Genomic DNA, 12249 nt, shown 5'->3' with positions numbered 1-12249 from the left:
GTTATGCATAACGTTACTACACATTTGAATGAAAATCCAGAACAGAACCAAATTACAAGAATGGCTCGACCAAAACTATTGGTTCGAAAACGGATTTATATCAGAAATTAAAGATTCAAAAAATGAACTTGAGATTGTAGTCGGATATCAAACAGTCGGAACATATGTCGCAGGAGAAAAACAGGAATTAAAAGAATTTTCTTTAAAAACAATCGGACTTACGAATTGGACTTATAAAAAAGAACAATTCTCACCAACAAGAGATTCTTGTATTAACGGAATTGACTTAACGGAAAAAGGGTTCGGTTTAAAATTTGATACAGAAAGTGTGTTTGAAATGACTTGTGATTCCTTAGAAATTAGTAACCCTAAAATCATCCAAACCTATACAAAACCTTGGACTAGTAACCGTGAAATTCAAATAACAGCAACTCAAAAAGAAGTTCCAACAGTCAATTATTGGGTTGAAAAACTAGAAGAGTATGGCATTAAAATAGGTTTTAGATATTTTTCGAGCGAACTTATTAAGTCCGAAAAAGTACCATATCCTGATTATAGCGGATATTTTATACAAACTCTAAATAAAATAAGCGAAACTCAAAAAGGTCTTTTTTTCAAATTTATCGATCTAAAAAATGGAGAATTAAGAATCGGAATTGAAAATGAAGACGAAAATGAAAAGTTGTTTAAAACCATTCAATTAATAGTTTCAGATTGGAAAAACACAACAATTAATTCTGGGAATGTAAAATTTATTGGAAAGGAATTTAAAGAATTTTTGAAAAACGGGAAATATCCTGAACGAATTGAAAAAATAAAAGACGTGTGGTAATAAGGTGTATAAAAAACATCACTTAAACCAACCAGAATACTCCACATAATTATCCGCAATCCGATTGATTTCCCCAGAAATGAGTTCGTCACTAATATCTTTTACTTTTTTCGCGGGAACACCTGCATAAATACTTCCCGATTTTACATGCGTATTTTTAGTTACAACCGCGCCCGCAGCAATAATACTGTTGCTTTCTATCACGCAATCATCCATCACAATGCTTCCCATACCAATCAACACATTATCATGAATTGTACAACCATGTACAATAGCATTGTGTCCAATAGAAACATTATTTCCAATAGTTGTGGGTGATTTTTGATACGTAGCATGAATCACTGCGCCATCTTGCACGTTTACCTTATCGCCCATTTTAATAAAATGCACATCGCCACGCAACACCGCATTAAACCATATACTACATTGATTTCCCATACTGACTTCGCCGACAATGGTAGCGTTTTCAGCAATAAAACAATCGGTTCCGATTTGTGGATATTTTCCGTTTACTGGTTGTATGATCATGGGTTGTTGGGTTTTAGGTTTTGGGGCGCTTGGCTTTTGGGTTTTTATCGCTTTGCTCCTTTTGTTTGTTTGTTTGTGGATTCGTTGATTCGTTGATTTGTTTTTTGTTGATTTGTCATTCGTCTTTGCGAAAGTTTTGAAAAAACTTGTGGCAATCTGCTTCTCAATTAACAGATTACTTCACTTTCGTTCAAAAAGTACGCTGAGCGGAGTCGAAGTGTTATTCAAAATTTAGCACACATAAACTTATAAACTTTTTAAACTCATAAACTTATTTAAAATACGACAACAAATTCGCTTTCTTGGTAGACGAAACCATTACTTCTTTTCCGTTGCTCAATACAACGCTTCCGCCTTTTCCTTTTTTGTATTTTACAACTTCGTTTACATTCACCAAAAAGGATTTGTGCACACGCGCAAACGGATATTGACTTAAAATTTCTTCAAAGTATTTCAAGGTTTTGCTCACCACAATTTTTGAAGTATTAATGTAGATTTCTGTGTAATTATCATCTGCTTTGCAATAAATAATTTCGGCAACATTCAACACCTGAAAACCATCTTGTTGCGGAATGGTAATTTTACCATTAATCATTTCAATATTCGTAGCCGTTACATTTTCTACCAAACGTTCTTCTTTACTTTTGATAGCAATCACATGATCTACCGCTTTAATCAATTCATCAATTGAAATTGGTTTCAATAAATAATACGACGCATGACTGTTCAAGGCTTCAATTGCATAATGATCGTACGCAGTTACAAAAATAGTTTCAAACGAGCGATCGCCTACTTTTTCGAGCAAATCAAAAGCATTTCCAAAAGGCATTTCGACATCTAAAAACACCAAATCCAATTCATTGTTTCGAATTAAAATAAGCGCATCGTCAATATTAGAAGCTTCCCCGACAATGTTTACATTTGGACAATATTTTCCAATATATTTTTTGAGAATCTCTCTACTGATTTCTTCGTCTTCAACAATAATGGTTTGTAATTGCATTTAATCTTTTTTAAGCGTTAATATTACTTTGGTTCCTTGTCCATCTTCGGTAACATCATCAATAGAAACATCTACTTTATCTTTATACATATCATTCAAAATGGCAATCCGCCTTTTGATATTTCCCATTCCTTTCGACTTTTGGCGCAATTGATTTTTTGTTTTCAATTCCATCGAACGTTTTCTGCCAATTCCATCATCTTCAATAATAATTTCAAGGGTTTCATCGGTCTTCGCCGAAATGGTGATGCGGAGCTGCCCTTTTTGTTCTCGATACCGCAATCCGTGCCAAATAGCATTTTCAATATACGGTTGCAACAACATTGGTGGAATTTGAAAGTCCGAAACGTTCAATTGTTCGTCTACGTTAATTTCATAATCAAATTTATCCTGAAAACGCATGTGTTCCAATCGGACATACAATTCGAGCAATTCGAGTTCTTTTGACAGTGGAATAAAATCTTCATCCGAATTTTCCAAAACGGCACGCATTAAGGTTGAAAACTCAGATAAATACCGATTCGCGTTTCGTTCGTCATTAATAGCAATGTAATTGTTTACAGAATTCAACGCATTGAAAATAAAGTGCGGATTCATCTGCGTACGCAATGATTTTAGTGCTAATAAATTGTTTGCAAGCTTTTGCTGTTTGCTATTTCGATATAAAAGATAGATGGTAAACACCAACAATGACATTCCAAAAATCAGTGAGTAAATCGTATATCTTTGGGTGGTATTGCTTTGTTCAATTAAATTTTGTTCTAGCAGATTGTTATTAATTCGTGCTTCACGCAACACACGATCGGCTTCCAAACTTCGGATGCGAAGTTGATTATCTTGACTTCTTTTTGTGAATCGACTTGCTTGCGAAATTTCTTGTTCTTTCTGCAATGTCAACTCGTTTACCAATTCCACATAGTCTTCAAATGTTTGCTTCGCTTTCTCAAAAGCACCAAGCGATTCGTAAGTTTCCGAAATTTTTCGTGTGGCATCTTTCTCTACAATTAAATCTCCTCTGGTATTGGCTTCCGAGGCACTTTTCTGAAGATACGGAAGTGCTTCTGAATACTTTTCCTGTTGTAAAAATGCATTTCCAATTTTGTAATTGATCTTTTGGGAAGTAATTGTGGTAGAATCTTTTAACAGTCCTGAAATTTCTTTTTTCTCAACGCCTGACTTTTCTAAATCAACCAAATTTTGTTTGCGTAATTCTATTTCTTTGTCATACGAATTCGTTGAATTGTAAAAATCTGCAACTCTGTTTTGCTCAACTATTGCGCGGTTTACATTTTCTTCGGAAGCTAAGTTGAGTGAATTTAAGAATAATCCGTTTGCAGATTTGACATCTCCTTTCGCTGCATAATTCTCCGCAATTTTAGAGTTTAGATCTGTGATTTTTGGCGTAATTAAATCTTCTTGTGCAATCGCTAATCCTTTATTGTAATATTCTAGTGCTTTGTCATATTCTTTCAGTGCTTTATACGCGTCGCCCAAACCTTCGTATACTGAAGTTTTTTGGTATCGCGATAAGCTATTTCGTAAAATTGTGTTGAAAGAAACAATTGCTTCTGCATATTCTTTATTGAGTAATTGCGTCATTCCAAGTGAGATCCACAAACGACTTGTACTATACATTTTTAGTGCAATTTGGTAATTGCTGATTGCCAAATCGTATTGTTCCCAAAAAGCATAAATATCTCCAAGAACTGTATACGAATCTGAAAGTTGTTTTTGATCGTTGTTATCGTATAAATTTTCTAGTGCTTTTTCAATGTATTTGATACTTTTATCAATATCTTTTTTCTTGAATAATACAGCAGAATCTAACAATATTTTATGTCGCTTTAAATCTGAAGATTGTCTTTCTTTTTCTACTTCTTCATCATCACCTTCTTCAAAGCCATCGACTAATACAACCAAAGATTCATCATCAGAAACGGTATGAAACTCTTTTCCAAAACTTGGATGTTCTATCACTAATTGATCGCCAACACGCGTGCGAATCGTAAAACGTCCAAAAGCATTTGTTTTGACAACTTCTCCACCAACAATACGAATTGTAGCATCTGAAACTGGCGCTCTGTTTACTCTCCCTCTAATTTCGCCTCTTACGACAAAAGGAGCATTCGCTTCTTTTTTGACTCTCTCAGAAGTGTTTTGCGCCACACTTTCCTGAAAAGAAATCAAGCATAAGAATATACATAGAGTGACTAGTTTTTTCATCTGTTTATTTTAATATCTTTTTCATTAAGAATGATAAACTTACGCACTTTCGGCGATATACTAAAATGTGATCTTTGTAAAAACTACTATTTAAGCCTATTTGACGGTGATTTTTATACATTTCTCTCAACCAATATTCCTGTTTACTCATTCAAAAAAGCACTTCACTCATTCCCTATTTTTTACGGTTTTCTTTGCAAGTATTTTTAAGCCAAATTAAAAACATCATGAAAAAAATAAGTTTATTAATGTGCTTGTGTCTCTCCCAGTTTCTCTTTGCACAACACAAAGGAAATTATGATCAACAAATTTCCAGGCAAAATATTGTCGTAGCAGAATATGGAAATGCGCAACGTTATGGAAGTTCAACGTCCAATCTAGCGCGGAACGTCAATCCAAGTGCTAATATTATATTAGATGTACAAGCATTGTACAACGCCAAAGCTACTTCGTATACTGCAATTTTCAATATTTCCCAAATTGGACCTACTGCGGAAGATGCTAATAAGTTAGTCAACGAACGTATTGATAATGTTCGAAAACAATTACTCGCTATCGGAATTAAGAAAGAAGACATCGCGATTGATGTGATTTCTTTTGTACCTGTGTATGAAATTGAAGTTCAGAAAAAATTATTTAGTACTAAGTATAATGAAGTTCCAAAAGGTTTTGAGTTGCAACAGAACATTCACATTCAATTTAAAAAAACACAACAGTTTGAAAAGATATTAGCTGCCTGCGCTTCTAACGAAATTTACAACTTGGTAAAGGTTGATTATTTTATTGAAAATATACGACAAGTTTATAAAAAGCTACAAGATTCATTATTGGCATTAATTAAAGAAAAAAAGGAATATTATAAAATGTTAGGTTTTGATTTGGCTGACTATAATGTAATCATGGCTGATGATAAGTATTGTTATTTCCCGAAAGATTTCTACAAAAACTATCAAGCATTCAACAGTATTTCTTTTGAAGCTTTAGAGCGAAAAAAAGGTGTAACTAAAGCAAAAAAACAAACTTCCTATTATTACCAACCTATTTCTTATGAGAATTACGACATCGTGCTAAACGCAGCAATTTTAGAACCTGTAATTCAAGTAGGAATGCATATTAAATTGGTGTACTCGCCAAAACCAAAAGAGCAAAAACCAGCGCCAAAAACAGAAATAAAAACCGAGCACAAGTATTATGTGATTTCTCCTGACGGGAAAATTGACGTAAAAGAATTAAAGTCTAATTAATTTAAAAGAACAAAGACATGAAAAAATTAAATGTAATCTTGGCGAGCGCATTGCTGTTAACAATGGCTTGCAAAGGAAATTCAAAAACGGACACAGCTTTATTGAATGAAACAAAAATTGAAATCGTTACAGATAGTGGAATTCTGAAATCTAAAAAACCAAACACCATCAAAGTTACCTTGTTGTTAGATACAAGCAATAGTATGGACGGATTGATCCATCAAGCGAAAGCGCAGTTATGGGAAATTATTAATGAGTTGTCATACGCAAAATGTGACGGCGAGAAACCAAATTTAGAAATTGCGTTATACGAGTACGGAAACGACAATTTACCATCTTCAGAAGGTCATATCCGTCAAGTGTTGGCATTTAGCAGTGATTTGGATGAAATCTCTGAGAAATTATTTTCGTTGACGACACGCGGCGGAAATGAGTTTTGCGGACACGTCATTCAGACTTCCATCGATCAATTGAATTGGGGAAATAACCCAAAAGACTTGAAATTACTTTTTATTGCAGGAAACGAACCGTTTACACAAGGAAAAGTAAGTTATAAAGATGCAATTACAAATGCTACGGAGAAAGATGTTGTGATCAATACTATTTTCTGCGGAAACTACGAACAAGGAATTTCGGGCATGTGGAAAGATGGTGCGATATTGGGTAAAGGTGATTATATGACTATTGCACACACACAAACGATTGTATATATTAAAACACCGTACGATCAGAAAATCATGGAATATAATACCCGATTGAACAAAACGTATATCGCATACGGAAGACAAGGTAGCGCTAAATTTGCCAAACAAGCAACACAAGATTTTAATGCAAATTCAATTAATGAAGAAATTGCGGTTGATAGAGCTGTTTCTAAAAGTTCTAGTTTTTATACAAATTCTTCTTGGGATTTGGTGGATGGAATTGCCAACGATTCTGTAAAACTTGATGAGTTAAGCAAAGATGAATTGCCAAAGGAATTGAAAGGAAAATCGAAAGAACAAATTTTAGCGTACGTAAAAAAGCAGCAAGAAGAACGCAAAAAGATTCAACGCGAAATTCGTGAGTTGGATACACAACGTAAATTATACATTGCTAAGCAATCTAAAGATGATTCTAAAACTGATTTGGAAAGTGCAATGATTAAAGCGATTAAAACACAAGCGGCGCGTAAGAATTACACGTGGTAATTTAGATCGCTTCGCTCTTAGACTCGTTCCTGCCTAGGCAGGAATCTCTTAGACGGCTTTGCCGTTAGACTGAATTGAAATCGTTATATAGTTATCCTATTATTTAAAAAAAGTAATTGAGAGTTCGGTAGTTACTATCGAACTCTTTTTAATTGGATACTAATGAGTATTGATTTTACATCAAATCTTAGGTCTCGTTATTCAGCTGGATTAATTTAACTTACAAGTTTAAGAAGTCTAAAAAGACATTCATAAACTTGAGTTTCATTAAAAAGAAAAAGGCTTGCAATAATTTGCAAGCCTTTCGTATATATTGTTTTATGTAGTGTTTAATTGTTAATCGCAGGACAGTTACAATCGTACGGCTCTCTTGAGCTTCCAAAGTCATATCCTAAGGTAAGTTGGTGAAAACCACCATTTGATAAGACTAACGAGTTTGCCTGGTATGAATACGTATACGCAAACATAAATTTATTATAGTTTACACCTACAAATGGCGTAATGTATTGTAATTTCTGGTTGTCAACTTGTGTTCCATTTACAAATTCTGCTCCGTCTAAACTTCTTCTGTATGATAATCCTCCCCAAACGGTTCCGAAATCCATACTTCTATATACTTTAATATTTGCATCAATAGAAGATTCTTGCGTTTCATCTGTGTATTGAAACATAAAAGAAGGCTCATATTTCCAATCGCTACCGTAACCTCCGAAAACATATCCGGCAGATGCTAAATAACGACGTTGATTTTTTGATTCAAATTCTTGAGAGAATAAATCTCTTTTTGTTGGCAATGCATTTTTGATGGTTAAATGCGCATAAAAATCTAAAAAGTAGTACGACGCACCAAAGTCTACATTGAAATATGTAGCATTTGCTTGTGTTCCTCCAATTATTGGATCGGGATTGTTTATGATATCAAAACCTGTTTCATCTAATGTTCCTTGCGTAAACCCTGTACTGATTCCAAAAGATAGTTGATTTAAATCTACTCTGTTTCTTGAAAGCAATAAATGATATGCAAACGTTAAATACGCTCCTTGCTGTGAGAAGTTACCATTTGCATCATTGTAAACAATAGCCCCAAATCCTACTTTATCTCCAACTCTCGTATTGAAACTTAGTGTTTGTAAAGACGGTGCATCATCAACGTCAAACCATTGTTGTCTTGCTGTCAATCTAAGTTTAGATGAAGTAGAAGCGCCAGCCATTGAAGGATGGATTAGGTATAAATTGTCTGAAAGATAGTCTACATAGACAGGAAGTCCATCTTGCGAAAAAGAACATTGTACTCCAAATGCGATGGCAACAATAGCTAAGTATTTTTTAAAATTCATTAGTGTTTATCTTTTTGTGTAAAAAATGAACAATACAAATATTCATTGTATTGAACACTCAATGCTACTTATTATTTGATAACGAGGCCTTTTAAATATTGTGTTTCAGTTAGTTATATGCAATACTCCTGCAATTAGGTGTTTTTACATTGTAAAATGTTACACATTTGGTCAAATATATAAATTATTTGATAAGTATGTAATTCTTATCTCAATTTATTACGCAATGTTAGCCACAAGGTTCTTATTTTAACAAAACAAGCTTGAATTGCAACTATTTTAAAGATGCCAATTTATTAAAAACGTAATTATTTCTTAATTATTTTAACACAAAAAATAAAAATAACACAAAGCGACCTCAGCAATGTAATAATTTACACGATAGCATTTATAGAATACAACGATAATGGTTACTTTTGTAAAAAATTAACGCCATGAATGGTATTACGATACATATAGAAAAAACAAGCAATCCAGCAATTATAAAGTTTGAAGCAAGTTCGTTTCTTACACGACATAATAGTTATGAATTTAAGAATATTGATGATGCTAAAGATTCGCCTTTAGCACAGCAATTATTTTACCTTCCATTTGTAAAAACCATCTTTATTTCTGGAAATTTCATTGCTATTGAGCGTTACAATATTATTGAGTGGGAAGCTGTGCAAGATGAAGTAGCCGAACAAATTCAGACGTATATTAGCGAAGGAAAGGAAATCATTACCGAATCGGCAACACCAAAAAAGACAGTTCTGGTTACGATTTATGCTGAAAGCACACCAAATCCAACGGTGATGAAATTTGTTTCTAATAAGAAAATTGTAGACCGTATTTTTGAATTTAAAAATATAGATGAAACAAAATATGCACCATTAGCGCAAGCTTTATTTCATTTTCCATTTATAAAAGAAATCTTTTTAGATAAAAATTATATTTCTATCACAAAGTACGATATGGTAGAATGGAATGACATTACGATGGAAATTCGTGAATTTATTCGCAATTATGTTCATGAAGGAAAAGAAATTATCTCACAAGATATTCCAGTAGCACAAAAAGAGAAAGTTCAACTTTCTGATGAAAGCTTCGAGGCATTGGACGATATTTCAAAAGAAATTATAAATATTTTAGAAGAATACATCAAACCAGCTGTGGCAAGTGACGGTGGAAATATTATGTTTGATTCGTACGATCCAGTTTCTAAAGTAGTAAAAGTAGTACTACAAGGCGCTTGTAGCGGTTGCCCATCTTCAACAATGACATTGAAAAGTGGAATTGAAAATACATTAAAGAATTTACTGGAAGGCAAAGTAAACGAAGTCGTTGCTATAAATGGTTAAGCACAAGTTTTCATAATTGAAAGAATTACCGTAATTTGAAGGTCTAATTTATAATTTAACCTTTAAAAACACCTAATATTATGGCAGTATTAAAAGTAATTGAAGTACTTTCAAATTCGAAGAAAAGTTGGGAAGATGCAACAGCTAGAGCTGTAAAACAGGCTTCTAAGTCTGTAAAAAACATTAAATCTGTGTATGTGCAAGAACAAAGCGCTATCGTTAATGGTGATGCAGTAGTAGAATTCCGCGTAAACTTAAAGCTTACTTTTGAAGTAAAATAAACTAGTTTGCCTATCATATATAGAAAAGCGTTGTCAAAATTGATAACGCTTTTTTTATACTCACAGATTTTCCATACCTTCAACTTATGAAAACTCTACAAACCATCCTTATTGCGCTTGTCGCGATAGAACACATATACATTTTATATATTGAAATATTTTTATGGACCACGCCAAAAGGTATGAAAACCTTCGGGTTGAAATCGAAAACATTTGCTGAAGAAACTAAAACTTTAGCTGCCAATCAAGGATTGTATAACGGATTTTTAGCCGCAGGTTTATTTTGGTCATTATACACCAAAGATGTTTCTGTGAGTTTATTTTTTATCATCTGTGTATGTGTTGCGGCGCTTTACGGTGCATATTCAACAAAAAGCAAACGCATTTTAATCGTTCAAGGAACACCCGCATTTATTGCGCTTGCCGTGTTGTTGATTAATCGATTTTATATGTAGTTCACAGAATCTATACATTTTCTTATTTTCCCCGTAACTCAAAACTATTTGATTCACTATTTTTGCTCAAAATTAAAATTATAAAAAATTATGCAAGATACTGCTACGAAAATAGTCACTCCAGAAAAAGATTGGCTCACACAATTTAAAGAAGTTGCCTTTGATTACGCACCAAAAATTGTTGCCGCATTGATCATTTTAATTGTTGGTTTATTCGTGATAAATATGTTTGTCAAATTGGCAAGACGATTGATGAAGAAACGTGGAATTGATGCTACTTTACAGAAATTTTTGGGCAATTTACTCGGCTGGATTCTTAAGATTTTATTATTTGTAGTTGTCGCTTCCAAATTAGGTGTTGAAACGACTTCTTTTGCAGCTATTATTGGTGCTGCTGGTTTAGCAATTGGATTGGCGTTACAAGGTTCGCTATCAAACTTTGCTGGTGGTGTATTGATTATGATTTTCAAACCATTTAAAATTGGAGACCTTATTGAAGCGCAAGGTGTCACTGGTGTTGTGAAAGAAATTCAAATTTTTACTACACAGTTAAATACTCTTGAAAATAAACTAGCAATTATACCAAACGGATCATTATCTAATGGGAATATCCTCAATTACTCAGCAGAAGGAAAGTTGAGAGTAGATCACGTAATTGGTGTTTCGTATGATGCAGATATTAAAAAAACTAAGGAAGTATTAATGAAGGTATTAACGGCAAATCCAAAGGTTTTAAAAGATCCTGCTCCAACTATAAATGTTTCAGAATTAGCCGATAGTTCTGTGAATTTTGCGGTACGTCCATGGTCGACCACAGCAGATTATTGGGATGTGTATTTTGAGACTTTAGAGAATGCTAAAGTTGCTTTAGATGCAGCTGGAATTGAAATTCCTTATCCACATAGTGTTGAAATACAGAGAAAAGGTTAGACAATTAGACAATTAGACAATTAGACAATTAGACAATTAGACAATTAGACAATTAGACAATTAGACAATTAGACAATTAGACAATTAGACAATTAGACAAAATTATTTTTTTTTGGGTTTTGTCACCACAAAATCTTTTAAATAATATGGTTCAAAATAAGCGACATCTTCGGTGTCGTTTTTTTTGTGCTTGTCCATTCCGATAGCGATCATGTGTTTGGTAGATGGAAAGTAAATTTCATCATAAAAAACAGCATTTTCATGTGTAATGACACCTTTGCATTTTTCTGCTCCGTTTCCTATGAAGTGTACTTTTCCTTTTGCTAAATAGTCTGAAAATGAATCTTCAGTGATAATTTCTGCTTTGGTTTCTCTGATTTGCTCATGATTTGAGTTAAATACAGCCGAATAGACTTCCATACGGCGTGCATCTAGTAATGAAAGGATAATTCCATCGTTAACGTTAATTGAACGCGCTAAGATCTCTAAACTTTCAATAGCAACGAGTGCAATGTCAGAAGCAAAACACAATCCTTTTGCCGTAGAGACACCAATACGCAATCCGGTGTATGACCCTGGACCTTTTCCAACAATTATGGCAGATACAGCTGCTGGTTTTATTTGAGCTGTCTCATACGCTTCTTTGATGAATACGTGCAATTTTTCAGCATGTGAATAGTTTTTGTCATTTTCTTCCTTGAAATATAAGATTTCATCATCATCTGCTAAACAAACCGAACAGTTGGTCGTTGCTGTTTCTATGTACAATCGTATTGCCATTTGATTTCAACTATTTTTTTTTGCAAAAGTAAAAGGTATTATACCTTAGGACAAGTTCTGAACTGAAAAATATTTTTTGAATTTAGATTAATCAATTAGACTTCTT

At 33.5% G+C, this 12249-nt stretch carries 12 protein-coding genes; 7 read left to right on the top strand and 5 right to left on the bottom strand.

What is annotated here, in order from left to right:
• Window positions 1–28: 28 nt before the first annotated feature.
• Complete coding sequence (locus H2O64_RS00415; RefSeq protein ID WP_187560159.1) at window positions 29–832, top strand: hypothetical protein; 804 nt, start codon at window positions 29–31, stop codon at window positions 830–832.
• Window positions 833–850: 18 nt separating this feature from the next.
• Here the strand turns inward: H2O64_RS00415 and H2O64_RS00410 are convergent, their stop codons facing one another.
• The 3 genes from H2O64_RS00410 to H2O64_RS00400 all read right to left on the bottom strand — a co-directional run bounded on the left by H2O64_RS00410 (window position 851) and on the right by H2O64_RS00400 (window position 4586).
• Entirely contained in the window at window positions 851–1360 is a 510-nt protein-coding gene (locus H2O64_RS00410; protein ID WP_187560158.1) for a gamma carbonic anhydrase family protein, read from the bottom strand.
• Between the two features lie 271 nt (window positions 1361–1631).
• Window positions 1632–2363 (bottom strand): LytR/AlgR family response regulator transcription factor, encoded by a 732-nt coding sequence (locus H2O64_RS00405; RefSeq protein WP_187560157.1) that lies wholly within the window; start codon window positions 2361–2363, stop codon window positions 1632–1634.
• Window positions 2364–4586, bottom strand: coding sequence for a tetratricopeptide repeat-containing sensor histidine kinase (locus H2O64_RS00400; protein WP_187560156.1), 2223 nt, complete (start codon window positions 4584–4586; stop codon window positions 2364–2366).
• A 227-nt stretch (window positions 4587–4813) separates the two neighbouring features.
• Between H2O64_RS00400 and H2O64_RS00395 the strand changes: the two genes are divergently transcribed.
• Complete coding sequence (locus H2O64_RS00395) at window positions 4814–5830, top strand: SIMPL domain-containing protein (protein ID WP_187560155.1); 1017 nt, start codon at window positions 4814–4816, stop codon at window positions 5828–5830.
• 17 nt (window positions 5831–5847) lie between these two features.
• Window positions 5848–7020 carry a VWA domain-containing protein gene (locus tag H2O64_RS00390; protein WP_187560154.1) on the top strand — a complete coding sequence of 391 codons (1173 nt, stop codon included), beginning with the start codon at window positions 5848–5850 and terminating at the stop codon, window positions 7018–7020.
• Window positions 7021–7349: 329 nt separating this feature from the next.
• Here H2O64_RS00390 and H2O64_RS00385 read toward each other — a convergent pair whose 3' ends face one another.
• On the bottom strand, window positions 7350–8357 hold the full coding sequence (locus tag H2O64_RS00385) for a PorP/SprF family type IX secretion system membrane protein (RefSeq protein WP_187560153.1): 1008 nt from the start codon (window positions 8355–8357) through the stop codon (window positions 7350–7352).
• Window positions 8358–8791: 434 nt separating this feature from the next.
• Between H2O64_RS00385 and H2O64_RS00380 the strand changes: the two genes are divergently transcribed.
• The 4 genes from H2O64_RS00380 (at window position 8792) to H2O64_RS00365 (ending at window position 11363) form a co-directional block, all read left to right on the top strand.
• Window positions 8792–9697, top strand: a complete 906-nt coding sequence (locus H2O64_RS00380; RefSeq protein ID WP_187560152.1) for a NifU family protein — start codon at window positions 8792–8794, stop codon at window positions 9695–9697.
• Window positions 9698–9777: 80 nt separating this feature from the next.
• On the top strand, window positions 9778–9978 hold the full coding sequence (locus tag H2O64_RS00375; protein ID WP_187560151.1) for a dodecin family protein: 201 nt from the start codon (window positions 9778–9780) through the stop codon (window positions 9976–9978).
• Window positions 9979–10064: 86 nt separating this feature from the next.
• Entirely contained in the window at window positions 10065–10433 is a 369-nt protein-coding gene (locus H2O64_RS00370; protein ID WP_187560150.1) for a DUF1304 domain-containing protein, read from the top strand.
• Between the two features lie 90 nt (window positions 10434–10523).
• A complete protein-coding gene (locus H2O64_RS00365) occupies window positions 10524–11363 on the top strand; it encodes a mechanosensitive ion channel family protein (RefSeq protein WP_187560149.1) in 840 nt (279 codons plus the stop codon).
• A 102-nt stretch (window positions 11364–11465) separates the two neighbouring features.
• Here H2O64_RS00365 and tsaB read toward each other — a convergent pair whose 3' ends face one another.
• Window positions 11466–12143, bottom strand: coding sequence for a tRNA (adenosine(37)-N6)-threonylcarbamoyltransferase complex dimerization subunit type 1 TsaB (gene tsaB / locus H2O64_RS00360; protein ID WP_187560148.1), 678 nt, complete (start codon window positions 12141–12143; stop codon window positions 11466–11468).
• Between the last annotated feature and the right edge of the window lie 106 nt (window positions 12144–12249).

It is taken from the genome of Kordia aestuariivivens, from assembly GCF_014397005.1.
GTDB lineage: Bacteria > Bacteroidota > Bacteroidia > Flavobacteriales > Flavobacteriaceae > Kordia > Kordia aestuariivivens.
The sequence above is the reverse complement of the archived record's forward strand: the minus strand, read 5'-3'. Positions and strand labels throughout refer to the sequence as shown.

Bases quoted from the DNA above. Each gene is read 5' to 3' on its own strand.
- H2O64_RS00415 (WP_187560159.1), top strand. From the start codon at position 29: ATGAAAATCCAGAACAGAACCAAATTACAAGAATGGCTCGACCAAAAC.
- H2O64_RS00410 (WP_187560158.1), bottom strand. From the start codon at position 1,360: ATGATCATACAACCAGTAAACGGAAAATATCCACAAATCGGAACCGAT.
- H2O64_RS00405 (WP_187560157.1), bottom strand. From the start codon at position 2,363: ATGCAATTACAAACCATTATTGTTGAAGACGAAGAAATCAGTAGAGAG.
- H2O64_RS00400 (WP_187560156.1), bottom strand. From the start codon at position 4,586: ATGAAAAAACTAGTCACTCTATGTATATTCTTATGCTTGATTTCTTTT.
- H2O64_RS00395 (WP_187560155.1), top strand. From the start codon at position 4,814: ATGAAAAAAATAAGTTTATTAATGTGCTTGTGTCTCTCCCAGTTTCTC.
- H2O64_RS00390 (WP_187560154.1), top strand. From the start codon at position 5,848: ATGAAAAAATTAAATGTAATCTTGGCGAGCGCATTGCTGTTAACAATG.
- H2O64_RS00385 (WP_187560153.1), bottom strand. From the start codon at position 8,357: ATGAATTTTAAAAAATACTTAGCTATTGTTGCCATCGCATTTGGAGTA.
- H2O64_RS00380 (WP_187560152.1), top strand. From the start codon at position 8,792: ATGAATGGTATTACGATACATATAGAAAAAACAAGCAATCCAGCAATT.
- H2O64_RS00375 (WP_187560151.1), top strand. From the start codon at position 9,778: ATGGCAGTATTAAAAGTAATTGAAGTACTTTCAAATTCGAAGAAAAGT.
- H2O64_RS00370 (WP_187560150.1), top strand. From the start codon at position 10,065: ATGAAAACTCTACAAACCATCCTTATTGCGCTTGTCGCGATAGAACAC.
- H2O64_RS00365 (WP_187560149.1), top strand. From the start codon at position 10,524: ATGCAAGATACTGCTACGAAAATAGTCACTCCAGAAAAAGATTGGCTC.
- tsaB (WP_187560148.1), bottom strand. From the start codon at position 12,143: ATGGCAATACGATTGTACATAGAAACAGCAACGACCAACTGTTCGGTT.